At 37.8% G+C, this 22,826-nt stretch carries 25 protein-coding genes; 24 read left to right on the top strand and 1 reads right to left on the bottom strand.

The window, feature by feature from the left end; genetic code table 11:
* Positions 1-8: 8 nt before the first annotated feature.
* The 4 genes from rsgA to spoVM are packed head-to-tail and all read left to right on the top strand — an operon-like array spanning position 9 to position 2,332.
* Positions 9-890: a ribosome small subunit-dependent GTPase A gene (gene rsgA, locus EK386_RS03270; RefSeq protein ID WP_126657597.1), complete on the top strand. Its 882-nt coding sequence runs from the start codon at positions 9-11 to the stop codon at positions 888-890.
* A 2-nt stretch (positions 891-892) separates the two neighbouring features.
* Positions 893-1,558 carry a ribulose-phosphate 3-epimerase gene (gene rpe / locus EK386_RS03265; protein WP_126657596.1) on the top strand — a complete coding sequence of 222 codons (666 nt, stop codon included), beginning with the start codon at positions 893-895 and terminating at the stop codon, positions 1,556-1,558.
* Positions 1,558-2,211, top strand: coding sequence for a thiamine diphosphokinase (locus EK386_RS03260; protein ID WP_126657595.1), 654 nt, complete (start codon positions 1,558-1,560; stop codon positions 2,209-2,211). Before rpe ends, EK386_RS03260 begins: the two co-directional genes overlap by 1 nt.
* 16 nt (positions 2,212-2,227) lie before the next feature.
* Positions 2,228-2,332: a stage V sporulation protein SpoVM gene (spoVM, locus tag EK386_RS03255; protein ID WP_126657594.1), complete on the top strand. Its 105-nt coding sequence runs from the start codon at positions 2,228-2,230 to the stop codon at positions 2,330-2,332.
* A gap of 186 nt (positions 2,333-2,518) precedes the next feature.
* Here spoVM and rpmB read toward each other — a convergent pair whose 3' ends face one another.
* Complete coding sequence (gene rpmB / locus EK386_RS03250) at positions 2,519-2,707, bottom strand: 50S ribosomal protein L28 (RefSeq protein WP_126657593.1); 189 nt, start codon at positions 2,705-2,707, stop codon at positions 2,519-2,521.
* Positions 2,708-3,040: 333 nt separating this feature from the next.
* Here rpmB and EK386_RS03245 point away from each other — a divergent pair, with 333 nt between their 5' ends.
* The 20 genes from EK386_RS03245 (at position 3,041) to rplS (ending at position 22,796) form a co-directional block, all read left to right on the top strand.
* Positions 3,041-3,403, top strand: a complete 363-nt coding sequence (locus EK386_RS03245) for an Asp23/Gls24 family envelope stress response protein (protein WP_126657592.1) — start codon at positions 3,041-3,043, stop codon at positions 3,401-3,403.
* Between the two features lie 18 nt (positions 3,404-3,421).
* The gene (locus EK386_RS03240; RefSeq protein ID WP_126657591.1) at positions 3,422-5,074 is read left to right on the top strand and encodes a DAK2 domain-containing protein; all 1,653 of its coding nucleotides are present in this window, start codon (positions 3,422-3,424) and stop codon (positions 5,072-5,074) included.
* Between the two features lie 155 nt (positions 5,075-5,229).
* Positions 5,230-5,892 (top strand): L-serine ammonia-lyase, iron-sulfur-dependent subunit beta, encoded by a 663-nt coding sequence (gene sdaAB, locus EK386_RS03235; RefSeq protein ID WP_126657590.1) that lies wholly within the window; start codon positions 5,230-5,232, stop codon positions 5,890-5,892.
* 11 nt (positions 5,893-5,903) lie between these two features.
* Complete coding sequence (gene sdaAA, locus EK386_RS03230) at positions 5,904-6,797, top strand: L-serine ammonia-lyase, iron-sulfur-dependent, subunit alpha (protein ID WP_126657589.1); 894 nt, start codon at positions 5,904-5,906, stop codon at positions 6,795-6,797.
* The gene (gene recG / locus EK386_RS03225) at positions 6,790-8,838 is read left to right on the top strand and encodes an ATP-dependent DNA helicase RecG (protein WP_126657588.1); all 2,049 of its coding nucleotides are present in this window, start codon (positions 6,790-6,792) and stop codon (positions 8,836-8,838) included. The genes sdaAA and recG overlap by 8 nt, the downstream gene beginning before the upstream one ends.
* Before the next feature lie 240 nt (positions 8,839-9,078).
* The gene (gene fapR / locus EK386_RS03220; protein ID WP_126657587.1) at positions 9,079-9,666 is read left to right on the top strand and encodes a transcription factor FapR; all 588 of its coding nucleotides are present in this window, start codon (positions 9,079-9,081) and stop codon (positions 9,664-9,666) included.
* Positions 9,650-10,645, top strand: coding sequence for a phosphate acyltransferase PlsX (plsX, locus tag EK386_RS03215; RefSeq protein WP_126657586.1), 996 nt, complete (start codon positions 9,650-9,652; stop codon positions 10,643-10,645). Before fapR ends, plsX begins: the two co-directional genes overlap by 17 nt.
* Positions 10,646-10,669: 24 nt before the next feature.
* Positions 10,670-11,608: an ACP S-malonyltransferase gene (gene fabD / locus EK386_RS03210; RefSeq protein WP_126657585.1), complete on the top strand. Its 939-nt coding sequence runs from the start codon at positions 10,670-10,672 to the stop codon at positions 11,606-11,608.
* A gap of 5 nt (positions 11,609-11,613) precedes the next feature.
* Positions 11,614-12,360 carry a 3-oxoacyl-[acyl-carrier-protein] reductase gene (gene fabG, locus EK386_RS03205; RefSeq protein WP_126657584.1) on the top strand — a complete coding sequence of 249 codons (747 nt, stop codon included), beginning with the start codon at positions 11,614-11,616 and terminating at the stop codon, positions 12,358-12,360.
* Between the two features lie 93 nt (positions 12,361-12,453).
* Positions 12,454-12,690 (top strand): acyl carrier protein, encoded by a 237-nt coding sequence (gene acpP, locus EK386_RS03200; protein WP_126657583.1) that lies wholly within the window; start codon positions 12,454-12,456, stop codon positions 12,688-12,690.
* A gap of 169 nt (positions 12,691-12,859) precedes the next feature.
* The gene (gene rnc, locus EK386_RS03195; protein WP_126657582.1) at positions 12,860-13,621 is read left to right on the top strand and encodes a ribonuclease III; all 762 of its coding nucleotides are present in this window, start codon (positions 12,860-12,862) and stop codon (positions 13,619-13,621) included.
* Between the two features lies 1 nt (position 13,622).
* Positions 13,623-17,183, top strand: coding sequence for a chromosome segregation protein SMC (smc, locus tag EK386_RS03190; protein ID WP_126657581.1), 3,561 nt, complete (start codon positions 13,623-13,625; stop codon positions 17,181-17,183).
* Between the two features lie 41 nt (positions 17,184-17,224).
* The gene (gene ftsY, locus EK386_RS03185) at positions 17,225-18,481 is read left to right on the top strand and encodes a signal recognition particle-docking protein FtsY (RefSeq protein ID WP_126657580.1); all 1,257 of its coding nucleotides are present in this window, start codon (positions 17,225-17,227) and stop codon (positions 18,479-18,481) included.
* A 155-nt stretch (positions 18,482-18,636) separates the two neighbouring features.
* Entirely contained in the window at positions 18,637-18,972 is a 336-nt protein-coding gene (locus EK386_RS03180; protein WP_126657579.1) for a putative DNA-binding protein, read from the top strand.
* A 10-nt stretch (positions 18,973-18,982) separates the two neighbouring features.
* A complete protein-coding gene (ffh, locus tag EK386_RS03175) occupies positions 18,983-20,341 on the top strand; it encodes a signal recognition particle protein (RefSeq protein ID WP_126657578.1) in 1,359 nt (452 codons plus the stop codon).
* A 107-nt stretch (positions 20,342-20,448) separates the two neighbouring features.
* Entirely contained in the window at positions 20,449-20,721 is a 273-nt protein-coding gene (rpsP, locus tag EK386_RS03170; RefSeq protein ID WP_126657577.1) for a 30S ribosomal protein S16, read from the top strand.
* Between the two features lie 14 nt (positions 20,722-20,735).
* Positions 20,736-20,969 carry a KH domain-containing protein gene (locus tag EK386_RS03165; protein WP_126657576.1) on the top strand — a complete coding sequence of 78 codons (234 nt, stop codon included), beginning with the start codon at positions 20,736-20,738 and terminating at the stop codon, positions 20,967-20,969.
* 99 nt (positions 20,970-21,068) lie between these two features.
* Positions 21,069-21,587, top strand: coding sequence for a ribosome maturation factor RimM (gene rimM / locus EK386_RS03160; RefSeq protein ID WP_126657575.1), 519 nt, complete (start codon positions 21,069-21,071; stop codon positions 21,585-21,587).
* Positions 21,587-22,315 carry a tRNA (guanosine(37)-N1)-methyltransferase TrmD gene (gene trmD / locus EK386_RS03155; RefSeq protein WP_126657574.1) on the top strand — a complete coding sequence of 243 codons (729 nt, stop codon included), beginning with the start codon at positions 21,587-21,589 and terminating at the stop codon, positions 22,313-22,315. The genes rimM and trmD overlap by 1 nt, the downstream gene beginning before the upstream one ends.
* Positions 22,316-22,451: 136 nt before the next feature.
* Positions 22,452-22,796: a 50S ribosomal protein L19 gene (gene rplS / locus EK386_RS03150; RefSeq protein ID WP_126657573.1), complete on the top strand. Its 345-nt coding sequence runs from the start codon at positions 22,452-22,454 to the stop codon at positions 22,794-22,796.
* Positions 22,797-22,826 lie beyond the last annotated feature (30 nt).

The raw sequence follows: 22,826 nt of genomic DNA, 5'->3' as shown, positions 1-22,826 counted from the left end.
GTGAAAGGATGGCGCAAGGCCAAATTCGTAAAGCGTTAAGTGGGTACTATTATGTTTTTCAAGATGGTGAGCTAATACAATGTCGAGGAAGAGGTGTTTTTCGCAATCGCGGGGAATCCCCTCTTGTAGGAGATATTGTCGATTATACGAAGGAAGGTGAATCGGATGGATATATTATGAAAATCCATCCGAGAAAAAATGAACTAATTCGTCCACCAATCGCGAATATTGATCAAGCACTTTTAGTCTTTTCTGTAAAAGAACCTGACTTTAATACAATTTTATTAGATCGATTTTTAGTTGTCCTAGAATCATTTCAAGTGAAGCCGATTATCTGTTTAACTAAAATGGATTTATTAACAGAAGCGACACAACAACAATTGCAAAATTATGTTACGCAATACAAAGAAATTGGTTATGAAATTATCGAAACCTATAAAGATGATCAAACGCTTTTAGATCGACTAAAGCCAATTTTAGAAGGAAAAACTTCCGTATTGGCGGGGCAATCAGGTGTTGGCAAATCAACGTTATTGAATACTTTATTACCAAATTTAAATTTGCAAACTGGAGTAATTTCTCAAAGTCTTGGGCGAGGAAAGCATACGACACGACATGTAGAATTAATCGAAGTGTGTGGAGGATTATTGGCAGATACGCCTGGTTTTAGTTCTTTTGATTTCGATACAATTGAAAAAGAAGAATTAACAAGCTGTTTTCCTGAATTTGCGCGAATAAGTGAAGATTGTAAATTTCGAGGCTGTCTTCACATGAAAGAACCGAAATGCGCAGTAAAGTCCGCACTCGAAACTGGGGAAATCCAATCATATCGTTATGAACATTATCAACAGTTTTTACAAGAAATACTAGATCGAAAGCCGAGGTACTAATTATGATAAAAATTGCACCATCAATCCTATCAGCAAATTTTGCTAAATTAGGGGAAGAAGTAAAAGAAGTAGAAGCAGCAGGGGCTGAGCTTATTCATATAGATGTAATGGATGGCCATTTTGTTCCAAATATTACAATGGGCCCAATTGTTGTGGAAGCATTGCGCCCTATAACAGATTTACCTTTGGATGTTCATTTAATGATTGAAAATCCGGATGCCTATATCGAACAGTTTGCAAAAGCAGGTGCAGATTTAATTTCAGTCCATGTAGAAGCATGCAGACATTTGCACCGAACAATTCAATTAATTCGTTCATTTGGCGTAAAACCAGGTGTTGTTTTAAATCCGCACACACCGATTGAATCTATCCAACATATTTTAGAGGATGTAGACTTTGTATTATTTATGACGGTAAACCCAGGCTTCGGTGGTCAAAAGTTTATTGAATCAGTTGTTCCTAAAATTGCTGCATTGTCTAAAATTATAAAAGAACGTAACTTAAATGTAGAAATTGAAATTGATGGTGGCATTACAGCTCAAACAATTGGAGTATGTGCTAAAGCAGGTGCCACAATGTTTGTAGCAGGTTCAGCAATCTATAATCAAGAAAATCGAGCAAATGCTCTACAACAAATTAAGGCTGCAGGTTTGGCTGCAATCCAATAATGACAATCGCTGTAATTTGTTCAGGTGGCCCACAAAACGAACTATGTTCATTTAGCCAATTTAAAACTATAGATGATGTGATTTTTATTGGTGCGGATCGTGGTGCGCTCTACTTATTAAAAGAAGGTATTGTACCAACTGAAATTATAGGTGATTTTGATTCGTTGTCAGAGGAAGAATGGGCCTTTGTAACGAATACAGTCAAAAATATTAAAAAAGCAAACGCAGAAAAAGATGAAACGGATACAGACTTAGCTTTATTAAGGGCGCTCACATACCAACCAACTGAGATCTTTTTAACGGGCGTGACAGGTGGGCGTTTAGATCATTTTGAAGCAGCTGTACGTTCAATTTATAGATTGCAAATAGTCAACCCTCAAATTCCAATAAAAATTATTAACGCGCATAATGAAATTCGCATACTATTGGCTGGCAAACATAGTATATTACGAGATGAAAAGTTTCGATATATTTCATTCTTTGCATATGATAAAGCAGTAGAGAATGTAACATTACGTGGAGTAAAATACGAGACTACTGAAGAAACAATTGAAATAGGTACATCTAGATTTACTAGCAACGAATTGATTTCGAAGCTTGGGTATATCTCTTTTTCCTCAGGCATATGTTTAATGATAAGAAGCAGTGACTAAAAAGGAGGGCTCGAGTTTGCGAGTTTATACATTTCAATTACCAAAGTTTGTTAGTAGTCTTACACGTAGTTGCATCAATTTATTTACAGGCGGCGGCAAGAAAAAGAATCGTAAGGAATAATTATAATTTTTATTCGTTCATTCATAACGCCTTTAAGTTAAATTGGGTGCGTAAGCCGTTATACTTCACTGTTAAAGGAGGCGTCTCAGCATTTTGAGACCGCCTCCTCTTCTTTTTATGTATAAAAAAACATCGATTTTTACATAGCTGTAAACATCGATGTTTTTTAATAAAGAGAAACACGAATTATACGCGTTCTACTTTACCTGATTTTAGAGCACGAGCAGAAACCCATACACGTTTTGGTTTACCGTTAACTAAGATACGAACTTTTTGTAAGTTTGCACCCCAAGTACGTTTGTTAGCGTTCATAGCGTGTGAACGAGTGTTGCCTGCACGAGCTTTACGGCCTGTAATAACACATTGTTTAGGCATGTATATTCCCTCCTTACAGATGAATCTGAAAGCTTGTTTTTCAGTTCGTTATTTCACATACTTTAATAATTTAACATAGCTCTTCATTCTATGCAAGATATTTCACAAAACCTTTCAAGAAAATTTACTTTACACATATGGAAATTGTTTTAGAAATAAGGGAATAATAAAGAGAACGAAGAAGAAAAACTCCATCCATTATAGTAGTACATACTTGCAAAATGACTACTAATAATTGCACAATAAGTAGACGAATACCAACGTTTTCTTTTATAATCGTTTTTTATGTAGTACAATAATAGTTAGTGAAAAAGAGCCAAGGAGGCAATAGTTATGTCAGTAGAAATTAAAAATGATTTCGGCCAAATTGATATATCAAATGATGTCATTGCACAAATTGCTGGTGGTGCAGCAATCGAATGTTACGGAATAGTCGGCATGGCATCGAAACATCAAATTCGAGATGGTTTGACAGATATTTTACGAAAAGAAAACTTTGCCAAGGGTGTACTGATCCGACAAACTGGACAAGACCTTCACATTGATATGTATATCATCGTTAGCTATGGTACAAAAATTTCTGAAGTAGCTTATCAAGTACAATCAAAAGTAAAATATACGATAAATAAAACATTAGGTATGAGCGTAAAATCAGTTAACATATTTGTTCAAGGCGTTCGTGTTATGAATGTGTAAGAGGAGGATTTAAGACAGATGAAGTCATTAGACGGAATCAAGTTTGCAGAAATGGTCCAAATGGGTGCGCACCATTTATCCCAAAACGCAAATTTTGTAGATTCATTAAACGTATTCCCAGTACCAGACGGTGATACTGGAACGAATATGAACTTATCCATGACATCAGGTGCAAAGGAAACCGAAAGCAATAAGGATCAACATATCGGTAAAACAGCACAAAGCTTATCAAAAGGATTACTAATGGGAGCGCGCGGAAATTCGGGGGTTATTTTATCTCAATTATTTCGTGGTTTTGGTAAGTCTATTGAAAAAGAGCATGAAGTCGATGCACAACAATTTGCAAGTGCCTTCCAAGCTGGGGTAGATACGGCTTATAAAGCAGTAATGAAACCGGTTGAGGGAACAATCTTAACAGTTGCACGTGAAGCAGCAGCAAAGGCTGTACAAGTTGCTGAAGCAGAACAAGATATTATAAAAATTATGGAAGCGGTTGTAGAAGAAGGACAACAATCATTAAATCGTACGCCTGATCTACTACCAGTTTTAAAAGAAGTTGGTGTAGTAGATAGTGGTGGTCAAGGTTTACTATTTATCTATGAAGGGTTTCTTGCGGCTTTAAAAGGTGAAGCTCTTCCAGCAAAAAATGATGCTTCTTTAGATGACTTAATCAATGCTGAACATCACCGTGCACAAGATTTTATGAGTACAGAAGAAATTGAATTTGGGTATTGTACTGAAATTATGGTTCGTCTAGAAGCAGATAAAGAACCTTTTGATGAAGGGAAATTCCGTGAAGAGTTAAATGTAATGGGCGACTCTTTATTAGTTGTTTCTGATGACGAAATTGCAAAAGTACATATTCACTCAGAAACACCAGGTGCAGTACTGGCAGCGGGTCAAAAATATGGTAGTTTAATTAAAATAAAAGTAGATAATATGCGTGAACAACATTCTGCTATAGTGAATGATCAGCCAAAAACAGAGAGTAAAGCGACAAAGAGTGTTGAAAAACATCCTTATGCAGTTGTAACGATTGCAATGGGTGAAGGAATTTCAAATCTTCTACGTAGTATTGGCGCTTCATATGTCATTGAAGGCGGTCAAACGATGAACCCTTCAACGGAAGATATTGTGAAGGCGGTAAAAGAAGTTGGCGCAGAACGTGTTCTAATCTTACCGAACAATAAAAATATTGTAATGGCTGCAGAACAGGCTGTTGAATTATTAGAGATTGAAGCAGCAGTTGTGCCTACCAAAACAATCCCACAAGGTATGGCGGCTATTTTGGCCTTTAACCCAGAGACTTCTGTGGAAGAGAATAAGGAAAATATGATGGATGCATATGCCCATGTTAAAACGGGGCAAGTAACATATGCGGTTCGTGATACATCGATTGACGGAGTTGAAATCCGAAAAGATGACTACATGGCACTAGCTGAAGGGAAAATTATCCTATCCACGCCAAATAAAATGGATGCAGTACAAAAAGTGTTAACAGAATTAGTGGATGAAGATTCAGAAATTATCACAATTCTGTACGGAGAAGATGCTACTGTAGATGAAGCGAATACGCTAGCGGAGTTTATCGAAGAAAACTACCCAGATGCGGAAGTTGAAATTGTGGATGGCAAACAATCCTTATATCCATTCATTTTATCAGTTGAATAGTTAATGACAGGCAGTTCTTGGATTATTTTGGTCCTTGAGCTGTCTTTATTTTTTGAATATATATATTTTGTATGACGAAGAAAATTCATGATACACTTGTCTTAAAATATAGTATTTTATATAGGTTTATATTATTTATTAAAGGGGGAACTGGGTTGAAATTTACATCTGTTTTTGACATTATCGGACCGGTTATGATTGGACCGTCCTCTTCTCATACTGCTGGGGCAGCTCGGATCGGTCGAGTTGCGAGAGATTTGTTTGGACGTTCGCCAAAATGGGTGAAAATCCACCTATATGGTTCCTTTGCGGAAACATATAAAGGGCACGGCACCGATGTAGCGATTATCGGTGGGTTATTAGATTTTGATACGTTTGATGAACGCATTAAAACGGCATTTGATCATGCGAAGAAAGCGGAGTTAGCGTTTGAAATCATCCCTGAAACGGCTAATAAAGAACATCCAAATACTGCGCGAATTGTAATGGGTGATGAAGCCGGAGAAATGTCAGTGGAGGGAATTTCCATTGGTGGAGGTAAAATCGAAATAAGTGAAGTAAACGGTTTCAAATTGCGTTTAACTGGTGGAATGCCGGCGTTACTTGTTGTTCATGATGATCGGGCAGGATGTATTGCCAATGTAGCCAATTGTTTAGCTATGCACAGCATAAATATTGGTCATATGGAAGTTTCCCGAATTGAACGAGGTTTAACGGCCTTAATGGTTATTGAAATTGATCAAAATGTTGAAGATCGTGTATTGCAACAAATTTCACTAATACCAAATATAACAAAAGTTTCGAAAATAAATAATTAGGAGTGAGCACGATGGACGTATTATTTCATAATGTTCGAGAGTTAGTTGAACTTGCAGAAAAGGAAAATAAGCTCATTTCTGAAATCATGATCGAACAGGAAATTAAAATTAGTGGCCGCACACGTGAAGAAATATTTGAACAAATGGATAAAAACCTTGAAATCATGGAGCAAGCTGTTGAACGAGGGTTAAAGGGTGTTCAATCGGTCTCAGGACTAACTGGTGGCGATGCGGTGTTATTGCAAAATTATATGGCAAAAGGCAATAGCTTGTCTGGCAATTTATTATTAGATGCAGTGAGTAAAGCGGTTGCGACAAATGAAGTAAACGCTGCAATGGGAACGATTTGTGCGACACCAACAGCAGGGTCAGCGGGTGTTGTGCCTGGCACTTTATTTGCGGTGAAAAATAAGCTGAATCCAACGCGTGAACAAATGGTACGCTATCTATTTACATCAGGGGCATTTGGTTTTGTTGTGGCTAATAATGCATCGATTTCAGGTGCAGCGGGCGGGTGCCAAGCAGAAGTTGGTTCTGCTGCAGGAATGGCTGCTGCTGCAATTGTTGAAATGGCTGGTGGAACACCTGCTCAGTGTGCAGAAGGATTTGCTATTACGTTAAAAAACATGCTCGGTTTAGTGTGTGACCCTGTCGCTGGTTTAGTGGAAGTACCATGTGTTAAACGAAATGCAATGGGTGCCGCGAACGCTCTCGTTGCTGCAGATATGGCATTAGCAGGTATTACAAGTCGAATTCCTTGTGATGAAGTTATTGGTGCGATGTTTAGAATTGGGCAGTCGATGAATCCAAACTTAAAAGAAACGGCTCGAGGTGGTTTAGCTGCAACACCGACTGGTAGAGCCATTGCCGAGAAGATCTTTGGAAGTGCATTAAAAGTTGACTAATGTACTTGCAGACTCTGTAACTTCTTTAAAAGGAATTGGAAAAGAAACAGCCGAACATTTGACGGAAATGGGTATTTATACGGTCCAAGATTTAATATGGACTTTTCCTTATCGACATGAAGACCAGCGATTAAAGGACTTAGCAGAAACACCACACAACGAAAAAGTGACGATTGAAGCAAGAGTAGAATCTGTTCCGTCCGTATTGTACCTTGGGAAAAATAAATCAAGAATCCAATTCACTGTGTTAGCGGGGCGACACTTAGTAAAAGTCGTCTTTTTTAACCAAAATTATTTACGCACAAAATTGGTTCCTGAAATGATTGTAACGGTATCAGGGAAATGGGATCGTGGAAGGCAAGTAATTAATGGCACGTCCATTAAATTTGGACCAAAAACGGATAATACGGACTTTGAACCTGTTTATAGTTTAAAAGGTTCGATTCACCAAAATAAATTTAGAAAATATATGCGACAAGCGCTTAATATTGTGGGAGAAGATTTTATTGAGACGCTCCCGCAATATCTTCTTGAGCAATACAAACTTTTACCGATTGTCGATGCCCTTGAAGGAGTTCATTTTCCAAAAGATGCAAACCATGCAAAACAGGCAAGAAGACGTTTTGTTTATGAAGAACTTCTTCATTTTCAATTGCGCATTCAAGCATTAAGAAAAATGCGGAAGGATCAGGATAAAGGGACAATTATACAATATGATCTACAAAAGCTTCGCGACTTTATTGCAACAATTCCTTTTCAATTAACGAATGCACAAAAACGAGTTGTCAATGAAATATGTAAGGACTTAAAAGAACCTCATCGAATGAATCGTTTGTTACAGGGGGATGTTGGTTCAGGTAAAACCATTGTTGCTGCAATTGGTTTATATGCAGCAGTTTCAGCGGGTTTCCAAGGTGCTTTAATGGCTCCAACTGAAATATTAGCCGAACAACATGCCCAAGTTTTAATGGATTGGTTTACACCTATTGGGATCCGTGTTGCTTTACTATCAGGTTCAACCAAAACGAAAGAACGCAAGCAATTATTAGAACAATTACATAATGGGGAAATTGATATTCTTATTGGGACCCATGCGTTAATTCAGCCGGATGTCATCTTCTCCAACTTAGGATTTGTTATTACGGATGAGCAACATCGCTTTGGTGTGGAACAAAGACGGATTTTACGAGATAAAGGCATGAATCCAGATGTGTTGTTCATGACTGCAACACCGATTCCACGTACACTTGCCATCACTGCATTTGGTGAAATGGATGTTTCCATTATTGATGAATTACCAGCAGGTCGAAAAGAAATCGAAACCCATTGGCTAAAAAAAGAACAGCTAAATTCAGTGCTATCTAAAATGGATTTAGAATTAAAGAAAGGGAGACAAGCCTATGTCATTTGCCCACTTATTGAAGAATCGGAAAAACTGGATGTTCAAAATGCAGTAGAAGTATTTGAACAATTGGCCACAATTTTTCACGGGCGTTATAAGGTAGGGTTAATGCATGGTCGATTACACCCGGATGAAAAAGAAAGCGTGATGCGGGCATTTACAGAAGGGAAAATCGATGTTTTAGTCTCGACAACGGTTGTTGAAGTCGGAGTAAACGTTCCGAATGCATCGTTTATGGCCATTTATGATGCCGATCGATTTGGACTGGCTCAATTACATCAGTTGCGCGGTCGTGTTGGACGTGGTGAGCATCAATCCTATTGTATATTGCTAGCAGACCCAAAGAGTGATGAAGGCAAAGAACGAATGATCTCCATGACTGAAACGAATGACGGATTCCGATTAGCCGAAAAAGATTTAGAGTTAAGAGGTCCAGGTGACTTCTTCGGAAAAAAACAAAGTGGATTACCTGATTTCAAAATGGCAGATTTAGTACATGACTATCGCACGTTAGAAGTAGCTAGACAAGATGCGGAAAAGCTAATCTATGATGATGCTTTTTGGCAACATGAAGACTATCGCTACTTACGAGAAATGCTTGAAGAGTCGGGCGTGTTAAATGGAGAGCGGATTGATTAAACTATGAATTTTTGAAGTTTGAACAGTGTCTAGTTGCGAATGCCAGCTCCTCGACAACTTCGAAAACCCCTGCGAGGACAAAAAGCGTCTTCTTGTGGTTTTCTCCAGTTGTTGTCGGAGCTAAACGGGCGTTCTCCACTTTTCTAACAGAACGTAACTTTTATGTTGCGTTCTTTTTTTTGTAAATGTATACTGGTATTAGTACCAAGTGCTAATAAAATTGGAAGTAGGTGACGAGTGATGAGAAAAACAAAAAAAGAGAGACAACAACTCTTAACTGAAACAATTCAGGATAATCCATTCATCACAGATGAACAATTAGCCTCCCAATTTGGTGTTAGTGTACAAACGATTCGTCTTGACCGAATGGAATTAGCCATTCCGGAATTGCGCGAACGAATAAAAGACGTTGCAGCAAAAAATTATGAAAACGAAGTGAAATCACTACCAATTGATGAAGTAATTGGAGAAATTGTTGATATTGAATTAGATCAGCGGGCAATCTCTATTTTTGACGTTGGACAAGAGCATGTTTTTCAACGGAATGGAATTGCTAGAGGTCATCATTTATTTGCACAGGCCAACTCTTTAGCTGTTGCCGTTATTAATGATGAACTCGCTTTAACAGTAAAAGCTTCTGTCTCTTTTGTGAAACCTGTAAAAGCAGGCAACCGTGTGATTACAAAGGCAATTGTACGCGGACAACATAGTGAAAAAAATCGAACTTATATAGATGTCGTATCAACTGTAAATACTGAAACGGTATTTAAAGGTGAATTTGAGATGTATCGCACGAAAGGTAGTGGCAATCATGAAATTGGCAATTGACGGAATGGGTGGAGACAATGCACCGAAAGCCATTGTAGAAGGTGTACTCCTTGCTTTAGAGGATTTTCCGACATTAGACATACAGCTCTATGGAAAACAACAAGAATTACAACCGTTTTTAAAAGAACATCCACGTCTGCAAGTTATTCATTGTGAAGAGGTTGTCGAATCAGAAGATGACCCAGCACGTGCTGTTCGCCGAAAAAAAGATTCATCTATGGCCAAAATGTTAGAAGCCGTGAAGGAAGGTACAGCAGATGCATGTCTATCTGCAGGGAATACAGGTGCGTTAATGGCAGGTGGTTTATTTAAAGTGGGTCGTATTGACGGTGTATTACGCCCGGCGTTAGCCACTACATTACCGACGATTGATGGGCAGGGCTTTTTAATGCTAGATCTTGGGGCCAATGCGGAGGCGAAACCTGAAAATATCGTTCAATATGCCATCATGGGTAATATTTATGCACAAAAAGTTCGTGGTATAAAAAATCCCCGTGTAGGCCTACTGAATATTGGGACTGAAGATATAAAAGGGAACGAACTGACAAAGGCGGTATTTGGTTTATTAAAAGAACAAACAGACTTAAATTTCGTAGGCAATGTAGAAGCGCGTGATCTATTAGAAAATGTAGCAGATGTTGTCGTTACAGATGGGTTTACTGGAAATATGGTTTTAAAATCAATAGAAGGTACAGCAGGTGCGATGATGGCAATGTTAAAAGAGGCATTTATGGCATCTGGGAAAACGAAATTTAGTGCGATTTTAATGAAAAGTGAATTGAAAAATTTAAAGGCAAAATTAGATTATTCCGAACACGGTGGTGCTGCGTTATTTGGATTACAGGCTCCTGTCGTAAAAGCGCATGGTTCCTCCAACGCACGCGCAATTTATAGTGCCATCCGTCAAGCATCCACAATGGTTGAACATAATGTAACAGATGTTATGAAATCGACAATTGCTAAAAGTCAAGCACAATAAATGATTTAGAAAAAGGGGATACACATGACGAAAATAGCATTTATCTTTCCGGGACAAGGCTCTCAGCAAGTTGGAATGGGGGCAGAATTTGTCCAAAACAATGACGAGAGTAAAGCATTTTATGAAAAGGCAGACGAAGTGTTAGGTTTCTCTCTATCTAAATTAATGTTAGAAGGACCTCAGGAAGAATTGACTTTAACATATAATGCACAACCGGCGTTACTAACAACGGGGGTAATGGTCGCATCTAAGTTATCACAAGCAGGTATTGTCCCAGATTATACTGCTGGACATTCTCTAGGGGAATACAGTGCATTAGTAGCCTCACAATCATTAAGTTTTGAAGATGCAGTACAAATCGTTCATAAGCGTGGTTTATTTATGGAAGAAGCTGTTCCTGCGGGGCAAGGTGCGATGGCTGCTATTTTAAGTATGGATGCAGATGCTTTACGTGAAGTGACGGACAAAGTGACATCTGCTGGCGACCTAGTGCAAATTGCCAATTTAAATTGCCCAGGTCAAATCGTAATTTCAGGGACAAAAGCAGGAGTTGACAAAGCTTGTGTGGAAGCTAAAGAGGCTGGAGCAAAACGGGCTATTCCTTTAGTTGTAAGTGGTCCCTTCCACTCAGAATTAATGCGTGAGGCGGCTGATAAGTTAGGCGCAGAGCTTAAAGAAATTGAAATTGCAGCGCCAAAAGTCCCTGTTATTGGTAACGTTCGTGCTGATGAATTAGTCGATGTTACTACTATTCAACATGAACTAGTAGAGCAAGTGTACTCTCCGGTGCAATGGGAAAATTCAGTCCGTTATATGATTGAACAAGGTGTCACAACTTTCATTGAATGTGGTCCAGGAAAAGTACTTTCTGGCTTAGTAAAAAAAATCGACCGTTCAGTAAAAACGTATTGTGTATACGACGAAGCATCATTAAACGAAGTGATTGAAAGTTTAAAGGGGTGACCAAGTTGGGTAAATTAGATGGCAAAACCGCAGTTGTTACAGGTGCATCAAGAGGAATTGGACGCGCAATCGCATTACAACTAGCAATCGAAGGTGCAAATGTAGTAGTTAACTATAGTGGGAGTGAGAAAAAAGCGCTAGAAGTTGTAGAGGAAATTAAATCCCTTGGGTCAAATGCGATTGCTGTTCAAGCAAACGTATCTGATAGTGACTCCGTTCAAAATTTAATGTCAGCTGCACTTGAACAATTCGGTACAATCGATATTTTAGTGAATAATGCGGGCATTACACGAGACAATCTACTTATGCGCATGAAAGAAGACGAATGGGATGAAGTCATCAATACAAACTTAAAAGGCGTATTCCTTTGTACAAAAGCAGTAACGCGTCAAATGATGAAGCAACGTGCTGGTCGTATCATTAATATTTCATCAATTGTTGGGACAATCGGTAATGCTGGACAAGCAAATTATGTGGCTGCAAAAGCAGGGGTTATTGGCTTAACGAAAACGACTGCAAGAGAGCTAGCATCGCGTAATATCCTAGTAAACGCGATTGCACCAGGCTTCATTACAACTGAAATGACAGATGCTTTACCAGAAGATATTAAAAATGCTATGTTAACACAGATTCCATTAGCAAGTCTTGGGCAACCTGAACATATTGCAAAAGCGGTAATCTTTTTAGCATCAGATGATTCAAGCTATATGACAGGTCAAACATTGCACATTGATGGCGGAATGTTTATGTAATTCCTATAGATTACGAGATTTACTATTAAACGAATAATATTATGTTGTACAATTGTCAGTTTTATGTATACTATTTGAGGGGAGGTGACCAACTTGACTACAGTATTAGAACGTGTAACAAAAGTAATCGTTGACCGTTTAGGCGTTGACGAAAGCGAAGTAAAAGTAGAAGCTTCTTTCCGTGAAGATTTAGGCGCAGACTCATTAGACGTTGTTGAATTAGTAATGGAACTTGAAGATGAGTTTGATATGGAAATTTCAGACGAAGATGCTGAAAAAATCGGAACTGTTGGCGATGCGATCAGTTACATTGAAGGTAAAATAAGCTAATGATTAAGAGGCACAATTTGCATCTCCTAATGATGTAAAAATGTGTCTCTTTTATATTTGTGTTCACGTTACAAAGGCGAGTTTCTTTTTATTACAAAGAAAAGTTGAATTTCTATGATGGAACAAGGTAAACTAAACGTTAGAATCTATTAGGAAGGCAGAAAAGTTCATGACAATTAGAAAAAAAAGTAGTACTCAAAAAGTAGGTGTTTTGCCAGAGAAAGTAAAACATCAATTTGAGTTTTTACAAGAAGAATTAAATATTTATTTTCGTAATAAAAGTTTATTATATCAAGCTTTTACACATTCATCTTATGTGAATGAGCATCGTCGAAAACTATTTACCGACAATGAACGACTAGAGTTTTTGGGAGACGCTGTACTTGAACTATCTGTTTCTAAATATCTTTTTGAACGCTATCCACATATGAGCGAGGGCGAATTAACAAAACTTCGTGCATCAATTGTATGTGAGCCGTCCCTTGTTATATTTGCCAATGAATTAAATTTTGGGAAATATGTTTTATTAGGGAAAGGTGAAGAACTTACTGGTGGCCGTGAACGTCCTGCGTTACTTGCAGACGTGTTCGAATCATTTATTGGTGCTTTGTATTTAGATCAAGCTTTAGACAGTGTTGTAGAGTTTTTAGAAAGAATCGTGTTCCCTAAGGTAGAAGTCGGTGCTTTTTCGCATGTGATGGATTTTAAAAGCCAATTGCAAGAGATGGTACAACAGTCAAATAACGGTGTACTGCATTATGAAATTGTGGACGAAAAAGGACCAGCCCATAATCGTACATTTGTGTCACGAGTATTATTGAACGATCAAGAACTAGGTATTGGGCGAGGTAAATCAAAAAAAGAGGCTGAACAACAAGCTGCACAAAATGCAATGATTTCTTTAAATCAGTCTAGGGCTAAGGAGGAATAGTATGTTCCTTAAACGACTTGAAGTTATCGGCTTTAAATCGTTTGCTGATCGCATTTCGATTGATTTTGTGCCAGGTGTTACAGCAGTTGTTGGCCCAAACGGTAGTGGGAAAAGTAATGTTACCGATGCGATCCGATGGGTATTAGGGGAACAATCAGCGAAGAGTTTACGCGGTTCAAAAATGGAAGATGTTATTTTTGCTGGTAGTGATTCAAGAAAGCCTCTTAATTTTGCCGAAGTAACGTTAGTGTTAAATAATGAAGACGAAAAAATAGCGATCCCGTTCACAGAAATTAGCGTGACAAGACGTGTGTACCGTTCTGGGGATAGTGAATATTTATTAAACAATCAGCAATGCCGGTTAAAGGATATTACTGATTTATTTTTAGATTCAGGTTTAGGTAAGGAAGCGTTTTCCATCATTTCTCAAGGCCGTGTCGATGAAATTTTAAATAGTCGTCCAGATGACCGTCGCACAATTTTTGAAGAAGCAGCTGGCGTTCTAAAATATAAAATTCGAAAGAAGAAGGCCGAACACAAATTAGTGGAGACAGATGAAAACTTACATCGAGTTCTTGATATTTTACATGAACTTGATAGTCGGTTAGAGCCATTACAAATCCAAGCATCTAGTGCGAAGGATTATGTTCGCATGGCAGATGAACTTAGAGAAATTGATATTGCATTGATGGTAACTGATTTAACGACCTATGTTAATCAGTTACAGACTGTAAACGTTGAATACGAAAAACTAAAACAAACAGAACAACAACAAGCATTAAAGATTTCTACTCTTGAAGGTCAAGTTGGAGACGTTCGCGATCAGTTAAAACAAATTGATGTCACTCTTGATACAGCTCAGGAACAGTTAGTTGAAGCAAGCTCTGAAGTGGAACGTTGGGAAGGCCGTAAAGCGTTAATGAGGGAGAAACGCTTAAATGCACAAAAGCAGCTTGATCAACTGCACCTTTCATTAAAACAGTTAACGGAAGAACAAGAAGAGCTGCAAGTTAGTGAAGATGAGAAAAAAAGCCAGTTTGCAGAAAAACAAAAAGAAGTGCAAAAACTTAAAAATGAAATTAAGCAATTGGACTTAACGTTAAACACGTCAGCCGTTGAAATTGAACAAGAAATCGAGCAATCAAAGGATCAATACATTGATTTTTTAAACGAAGAAGCAACAGTAAAAAATGAATTAAAGCACATTGAACAGCAATTAATGCAACAACAAGAAACACAAGAACGAATGAGTGATCGCTCAATTGAAATGGTCCAAAGGTTAGAACAAGTTACTGCGTTAAAACTGCAAATTCAAGATCAATTGCAAAAAGTAGAGGCGAAACTAAAAGATAAGTTAGGACAGCATGACTTAATGCAAAGCAAGTTAAAAGCTATTGCGACTTCTTTTGATGAAAAGCAAAAGCTCCTCTATCAAGCCTACCAACACCAACAACAACTTAAAGCGCGTAAAGACACACTTGCTGAACTAGAATCAGATTTTTCAGGTTTCTTCCAAGGAGTTAAAGAAATTTTACTTGCTCGTGATCGTAATGAACTTTCGGGTATTGAAGGTGCAGTAGCAGAGTTAATTCAAGTTGAAGGAAAATACTCAAAGGCTATTGAAACCGCATTAGGTGCAGCATCGCAACATATCGTAACAGAAAATGAACACCATGCACAAAAGGCAATTGGTTGGCTAAAAATGAAACGTGCAGGACGCGCTACATTTTTACCTAAAACTGTCATGAAATCACGTAAGCTTCATTCGTCACAGCTTTCTAATGCGCTGGACCATCCTGCATATATTAGTTTTGCATATGAACTAGTGAGCTTTGATGAATCAAACCGAACAATTGTTGAGAACTTACTAGGAAATGTCCTTGTCGCATCGAATCTTGAAGGGGCAAGCGAAATTGCAAGAGCATGTGGATTTAAATATCGAGTTGTTACGGTTGATGGTGACATTATTAATGCTGGTGGTTCTTTAACTGGTGGTGCATCGAAGCAACAATCATCCTTATTTTCTCGGAAAGCAGAGCTAGACGAATTAGTTTCTAAACTTCATCAAATGGAAGCATCTATTGCGCAAGCGGAAAAATCGGTTTCAGCTGAAAAAGATGCAGTAGCTGTGTTGCGGGAACAAATTGAAGCAATCAAACTTGAAGGTGAAGAACTTCGAAAAGAAGAGATGGAACACCGCACAAAATTGTTAGAAGTGGAAGTAGAAGAAAAAAGTTTAAAAACTACGGTTAATGTTGCAACTTCAGAACAATCTACGGCTTCATCAAGAAAGAGTTCTCTTTTACAACAAAAAGAAGAGGCAATCAATCGTCTTGAACAATTAAAAATTGAACTTCATGCAGTGAATGAAAAAGTAGAACAACTAACACAATTGAAGTCTCAAAGTGAAACGGAAAAAGATGCTTTACGTGAACAGTCTGCTAAGAAACGTTCCGAACTAGCGGTAATCCAAGAACAAGTTAGTCAACTACAAATTGCAACCGCAGAGCTTGCATTGAAACGAACGAAAGCAAACCAACAAGTGGAGGCATTAACACAAGAAATTCAGTGGCTCCAAAATGACGATTTAAATGGCCCTTCTGAAGAGGAAATTGAAGAAACAGTTAAACAATGGTCAAAAGAAAAAAATGCCCTAACAACAAAAATTCAAACAAATCGTACGGCTCGCTCAGATTATCAGCAATCATTAATGACGTTAGAAGAACAACTAAAAGAGATGCAACGAGTTCATAAAGGATTTTTAGAGAGTATTCGATCTGTTGACGTAAACAGAAGTCGCATCGAGTTTGAAATCAATCGTTTACATACACAATTAGAAGAGCAGTATGAACTAGAGTTTGAAGAAGCCAAGGCTCAAGCAATTGAAATAGAAGATGTGAACCAAATTCGTCGTAAAGTAAAGCTTTTAAAGCAATCAATCGAAGAACTTGGCCCAGTAAATTTAACGGCGATTGAAGAGTATGAGCGCGTGCTAGAGCGTCATACATTTTTAACTGAGCAACGGAATGACTTACTTGAAGCCCAAGAGACGTTACATGAAGCAATTAAAGAAATGGACGAAGAAATGTCGATTCGATTTGGTGAAACATTCGCTATGATTCAAGCGCAATTTAAAGTCGTTTTCCGCGAATTATTTGGTGGTGGACAAGCTGATTTAGTTTTACTTGATCCGACTAATTTATTGGAAACAGGAATTGAAATTGTGGCACAACCACCTGGGAAAAAGCTTCAAAGTTTAAGCTTATTATCGGGTGGCGAACGAGCATTAACAGCGATTGCATTATTATTTGCGATTTTAAATACTCGTCCAGTACCATTTGTTATATTGGATGAAGTAGAAGCTGCCCTAGATGAAGCGAATGTACAGCGCTATAGTGAATATTTAAGAAAGCTAAGTAGTGATACACAGTTCATCGTCATTACCCATCGTAAAGGGACAATGGAAGGTGCAGATGTATTGTATGGTATTACAATGCAAGAGTCGGGAGTTTCGAAACTCGTTTCTGTCAAGCTAGAAGAAGAAGCTATAATGGGCAGATAAATAGTATTACGTTTCTATAAGGACAAAAGGAGCGAAAGTAAATGAGCTTTTTTAAACGTTTAAAAGAAAAGTTAATGGGAAGTACAGAAGAAGAGAAATTAAAAGAAGCTGAACAGGAACATGAACTTCCTGAAGAGGATGAATCCGAACTAAAAATAGAGGATTCTTCAGCCGTTTCTGTTGAAGAAGAGAAAATTGAAGAAGTGGAAGTCACTGAAGAAGAAGCAATTGAAGAAATTGAAACAGTGATTGAAGAAGATGTGGACTCTAAAGAAGCGGATGTTCTAGAGAATGTTCCTGCCGCTATTGAGGCAGAACCTGAAAAGAAACCTTCTGCATGGTCAATTACCCAAAAATTTAAAATTGGGCTTGCGAAAACTCGTGATTCTTTCACTTCCAAAGTAAATGATCTAGTGGCACGTTATCGTAAAGTGGATGAAGATTTCTTTGAAGAATTAGAAGAAGTTTTATTACAGGCGGATGTTGGCTTTGAAACGGTTATGGAATTAATGGATAAGTTACGTTTTGAAGTACAACGAAAAAACATAAAAGATACAGAAGGCATACAAGCAATTATTTCAGAAAAACTAGTTGAAATTTACGAGGCTGGGGAAGAGGATATTGCTACGTTAAATATCCAACCGGCTGGCGAGTTAACGGTTATTCTCTTTGTGGGAGTAAACGGTGTAGGTAAAACAACGACAATTGGTAAATTAGCGCATCGTCTAAAATCGGAAGGGAAATCGGTTATTCTTGCGGCGGGTGATACGTTCCGTGCGGGAGCTATCGATCAATTACAAGTTTGGGGAGATCGTGTTGGTTGTGAAGTAATTAAGCAATCAGAAGGCTCTGACCCTGCAGCAGTTATTTATGATGCCATTGCTGCTGCGAAAAAGCGCGGTGCTGATGTATTAATTTGTGATACAGCGGGACGTTTACAAAATAAAGTAAACTTAATGAAAGAGCTTGAAAAGGTTCACCGTGTAATTTCGCGTGAGATTCCAAATGCTCCACATGAAGTGTTACTAGCGTTAGATGCTACGACAGGCCAAAATGCGTTAGTTCAAGCGCAAACATTCAAAGAAGCAACAAATGTTACAGGAATTGTTTTAACAAAATTAGACGGTACAGCGAAAGGCGGAATTGTTTTAGCCATTCGCAACAAACTGCATATTCCAGTTAAGTTTGTTGGGCTTGGTGAGAAAATGGATGACTTGCAACCATTTGATGCTGAACGCTATGTATACGGATTATTTGCAGAGGGCTTAGAAAAAGAGCTAAAACAAATAGAAGATTAACAATCAAACTATTTCAGTTATAAGGAATCCTTTTAGCTGAAATAGTTTTTTCTAATTGTTTTACAATAAAGACATTTGGACAAGGAAATTACCTTGACAGTAACTTAGAAAATATATATGATACAATAGACAAATTATGATTGGAGAGATATTTAATGCTACTTGAAAAAACAACACGCATGAACTTTCTCTTCGACTTTTATCAAGCATTATTAACAGATAAACAACGCAGTTATATGGAACTTTATTATTTAGATGATCTTTCACTAGGAGAGATTGCGGAAAGTTATAAAGTTTCACGTCAAGCTGTTTACGATAATATTCGTCGGACAGAGGCGATGCTTGAAGAATATGAAGATAAATTAAGGTTATTCGAGAAATTTGGGGAACGCCAACAAATTCTAAAAAAATTAACGACTGCAATTAAAGATGACTCTTTGACAAAAGAAGAGCAACTTACATTACTTTCGCAATTAAAGGAAACGGATTAGGAGGCTAAACATGGCATTTGAAGGATTAGCAGAACGACTCCAAGGAACAATCCAAAAGATTAAAGGAAAAGGGAAAGTTTCTGAACAAGACGTTAAAGAAATGATGCGAGAGGTTCGACTTGCATTAATCGAGGCCGATGTTAACTTAAAGGTAGTTAAAGAGTTTGTAAAAAAAGTAAGTGAACGTGCAATTGGTGTTGAGGTCATGAAAAGTTTAACGCCAGGGCAACAGGTTATTAAAATTGTACAAGATGAGTTAGTGGCATTAATGGGTGGCGAACAAAGCCCTATTAATTTCAATACGAAACCACCAACTGTCATTATGATGGTAGGTTTACAAGGTGCTGGTAAAACTACTACTACTGGTAAGTTAGCCAATGTAATGCGAAAAAAATACAACCGTAAACCATTGCTTGTAGCAGCCGATATTTATCGTCCTGCAGCCATTCAACAACTTCAAACATTAGGGAAACAACTTTCAATTCCTGTTTTTGCCCTTGGTAATGACGTTTCTCCTGTAGAAATCGCTCGCCAAGCTATTGAACATGCAAAAGAGGAACATCATGATGTTGTAATTATCGATACAGCTGGTCGCTTACATATCGATGAAGAACTAATGGATGAGCTAAAAAATATTAAGCAATTAAAAGAACCAGATGAAGTATTTTTAGTTGTTGATGCGATGACGGGTCAGGATGCTGTAAATGTTGCGCAAAGCTTTAACGAAACAATTGGCATTTCAGGTGTTGTATTAACAAAACTAGATGGTGATACGCGTGGTGGTGCGGCATTATCCATTCGTGCAGTAACGGAAAAACCGATTAAGTATGTCGGGATGGGCGAAAAAATGGATGCGTTAGAACCATTCCATCCAGATCGTATGGCATCACGTATTTTAGGTATGGGTGATGTTCTTTCGTTAATTGAAAAAGCACAGGCAAATGTCGATATGGAGAAGGCGAAAGAACTTGAAGAAAAGTTCATGTCCCAAAGCTTCACATTCGATGATTTTGTTGAACAATTACAAGCGTTGAAAAAAATGGGGCCTTTAGATGAACTATTAAAGATGCTACCAGGTGCGAATAAAATTAAAGGGTTAGACAATGTAAAAGTAGATGAAAAGCAAATGGGGCGTATTGAAGCGATTATTTATTCCATGACGCCTGCAGAAAAAACAAATCCAGAAATCATTAACTCTAGCCGTAAAAAACGGATTGCGACAGGGTCTGGTACAACAATTCAAGAAGTAAACCGACTATTGAAGCAATTTGAAGATATGAAAAAAATGATGAAACAAATGACCGGTATGACCCAAGGAAAAGGGAAGAAAAAAATGAAATTACCTGGGCTAGATTCATTGTTTAAATAAAAAAATTATGTTAAATTATTAGGTGTTAAGAAAAAACACTTTACAAACAACAAGAAACAAGATAATATACTATCTTGTGTGAAACTTATTCGGAGGTGCAAATAAACATGGCAGTTAAAATTCGTTTAAAACGTATGGGAGCTAAAAAATCTCCTTTCTATCGTATCGTAGTAGCTGACTCTCGTTCACCACGTGACGGACGTCAAATCGAAACAGTAGGTACTTACAACCCACTAACTTCACCTGCTACATTAAATATCGATGAAGAGAAAGCTCTTCAATGGTTAGCTAATGGTGCGAAACCATCTGATACAGTACGTAACCTTTTCTCAGAAAAAGGAATCATGGAAAAATTCCACAACCAAAAATTCAGTAAATAATCGGAGGTGCCACTATGCATTCGCTGATTGAAACAATCGTAAAACCACTAGTCGATTTTCCAGAAGAAGTTCGTGTCGAAACGGACGAAAATTCAAGTCGAATTGTTTATAAGCTTTCTGTCCATCCGCAAGATCGAGGGAAAGTGATTGGTAAGCAAGGTCGTGTTGCAAAGGCAATACGTACAATTGTTTATTCAGCTGCTGGTGGACACCATAAGAAAAAGACATACGTCGATATATTGGATTAATTAAAAGGAGGGTGCCTAAACTATGGTTACCCTTCTTTTTTTATATTCTTTTTAGTATGATAATGACGACACAAGTGAAAATAAAGGTGGAATCTATATATGGAATGGTTTAATGTAGGTCGAATTGTCAATACACATGGTATTCGTGGTGAAGTGCGTGTGCTCTCTTCAACAGACTTTGAAGACGTTCGTTTTGCAAAAGGGAGTAAGTTAGCTGTTTTTAAAAAGGACGACAAAAAACCAATCTGGGTCGTTGTAGAAAATGCACGACGCCACAAAAACTTTATCTTATTAACTTTTGAAGGATACAATAACATCAACTTAGTAGAACCGTTTAAAGAGGGGTTATTAAAAGTTACAAAAGATCAATTAGAAGAAGATGAATTACAAGAAAATGAATTTTACTATTATGAAATTATTGGCTGCGAAGTGTTCTCAGAAGAAGGGGAAAGCATCGGTACAGTTACAGAAATTTTAGAAACAGGTGCCAATGATGTTTGGGAAGTAAAGGCGAGCAACGGTAAAAAACATTACATTCCGTATATTGAAGATGTTGTGAAGGACATTAATGTGGAAGATAAGAAAATTATCATTCACGTGATGGAAGGATTATTGTAATGAATATTCATGTTTTAAGTCTTTTTCCAGATATGTTTACAGGCGTATTTGGTTATTCCATTTTAAGAAAAGCCCAAGATAAAGGATTGGTATCATTAAATGTTTCCGATATTCGAGAATTTAGTGATAATAAACATAAACAAGTAGATGATTATCCGTATGGTGGTGGAGCGGGAATGGTATTAAAACCTGAACCAATGTTCCAAGCCGTTGAAACCATTACAGAAGGACGTAAACCGCGCATTATTTTGATGTGTCCTCAAGGGGAACGGTTTACACAGAAAAAAGCAGAGGAACTTTCGAAAGAAGAAGAACTCATTTTTTTATGTGGACATTATGAAGGATATGATGAACGAATTCGCGAGTATCTTGTAACGGATGAAATATCGATTGGTGACTTTGTACTAACAGGTGGAGAACTCCCTGCCATGACGGTTATAGATGCGGTTGTAAGGCTAATTCCGGGCGTATTAGGACAAGAAGATTCCCACATCCATGATTCATTTTCAACTGGATTACTCGAACATCCCCATTATACGCGGCCTTTTGATTACCGTGGAATGACAGTGCCTGATGTATTGATATCCGGTAATCATGCAAAAATCGAACAGTGGCGTGAAGAACAGTCATTGAAACGTACTTTTGAAAGAAGACCGGATTTATTAGAGCATATGGAATTAACGGATAAACAATTAAAATATATCGAAAGTTTAAAGCAAGAAAAATAATGCTGTGAACGACTTGCAAAAAGTAATAACTTTGTGGTATTATTCATTTTGTGCTTCTATGAGAAGTGCTCATATTACGGTGTTCCGCTGTAGCCAAATAGGACTATAAGAGCATCTGTTAAGAGGAGAGAAATTTATGTCAAACATTATTGCAGAAATTACAAAAGAACAACTTCGTTCAGACCTACCATCTTTCCGTCCTGGTGATACTGTAAAGGTACACGTGAAAGTTGTAGAGGGTACTCGTGAGCGTATCCAAGTTTATGAAGGTGTTGTTATTAAACGTCGTGGTGGCGGAATTAGCGAAACTTTCACAGTTCGTAAAATTTCTTATGGCGTTGGTGTTGAACGTACATTCCCTGTACACACTCCAAAAATCGCTAATTTAGAAGTTGTACGTCGTGGTAAAGTACGTCGTGCGAAACTTTACTACTTACGTAACCTACGTGGTAAAGCAGCTCGTATTAAAGAAATTCGATAATACTTTTTTAGAAAGGGGGCTTGGGTGGCA

Source organism: Lysinibacillus antri, assembly GCF_003977595.1.
GTDB lineage: Bacteria > Bacillota > Bacilli > Bacillales_A > Planococcaceae > Ureibacillus > Ureibacillus antri.
This window is presented reverse-complemented; position numbering and strand designations above follow the sequence as displayed.

Coding starts and splice junctions, on each gene's coding strand:
- rsgA (WP_126657597.1), top strand. CDS start 9: ATGGCGCAAGGCCAAATTCGTAAAGCGTTAAGTGGGTACTATTATGTT.
- rpe (WP_126657596.1), top strand. CDS start 893: ATGATAAAAATTGCACCATCAATCCTATCAGCAAATTTTGCTAAATTA.
- EK386_RS03260 (WP_126657595.1), top strand. CDS start 1,558: ATGACAATCGCTGTAATTTGTTCAGGTGGCCCACAAAACGAACTATGT.
- rpmB (WP_126657593.1), bottom strand. CDS start 2,707: ATGCCTAAACAATGTGTTATTACAGGCCGTAAAGCTCGTGCAGGCAAC.
- EK386_RS03245 (WP_126657592.1), top strand. CDS start 3,041: ATGTCAGTAGAAATTAAAAATGATTTCGGCCAAATTGATATATCAAAT.
- EK386_RS03240 (WP_126657591.1), top strand. CDS start 3,422: ATGAAGTCATTAGACGGAATCAAGTTTGCAGAAATGGTCCAAATGGGT.
- sdaAA (WP_126657589.1), top strand. CDS start 5,904: ATGGACGTATTATTTCATAATGTTCGAGAGTTAGTTGAACTTGCAGAA.
- fapR (WP_126657587.1), top strand. CDS start 9,079: ATGAGAAAAACAAAAAAAGAGAGACAACAACTCTTAACTGAAACAATT.
- plsX (WP_126657586.1), top strand. CDS start 9,650: ATGAAATTGGCAATTGACGGAATGGGTGGAGACAATGCACCGAAAGCC.
- fabD (WP_126657585.1), top strand. CDS start 10,670: ATGACGAAAATAGCATTTATCTTTCCGGGACAAGGCTCTCAGCAAGTT.
- rnc (WP_126657582.1), top strand. CDS start 12,860: ATGACAATTAGAAAAAAAAGTAGTACTCAAAAAGTAGGTGTTTTGCCA.
- smc (WP_126657581.1), top strand. CDS start 13,623: ATGTTCCTTAAACGACTTGAAGTTATCGGCTTTAAATCGTTTGCTGAT.
- ftsY (WP_126657580.1), top strand. CDS start 17,225: ATGAGCTTTTTTAAACGTTTAAAAGAAAAGTTAATGGGAAGTACAGAA.
- EK386_RS03180 (WP_126657579.1), top strand. CDS start 18,637: ATGCTACTTGAAAAAACAACACGCATGAACTTTCTCTTCGACTTTTAT.
- ffh (WP_126657578.1), top strand. CDS start 18,983: ATGGCATTTGAAGGATTAGCAGAACGACTCCAAGGAACAATCCAAAAG.
- rpsP (WP_126657577.1), top strand. CDS start 20,449: ATGGCAGTTAAAATTCGTTTAAAACGTATGGGAGCTAAAAAATCTCCT.
- EK386_RS03165 (WP_126657576.1), top strand. CDS start 20,736: ATGCATTCGCTGATTGAAACAATCGTAAAACCACTAGTCGATTTTCCA.
- rimM (WP_126657575.1), top strand. CDS start 21,069: ATGGAATGGTTTAATGTAGGTCGAATTGTCAATACACATGGTATTCGT.
- trmD (WP_126657574.1), top strand. CDS start 21,587: ATGAATATTCATGTTTTAAGTCTTTTTCCAGATATGTTTACAGGCGTA.
- rplS (WP_126657573.1), top strand. CDS start 22,452: ATGTCAAACATTATTGCAGAAATTACAAAAGAACAACTTCGTTCAGAC.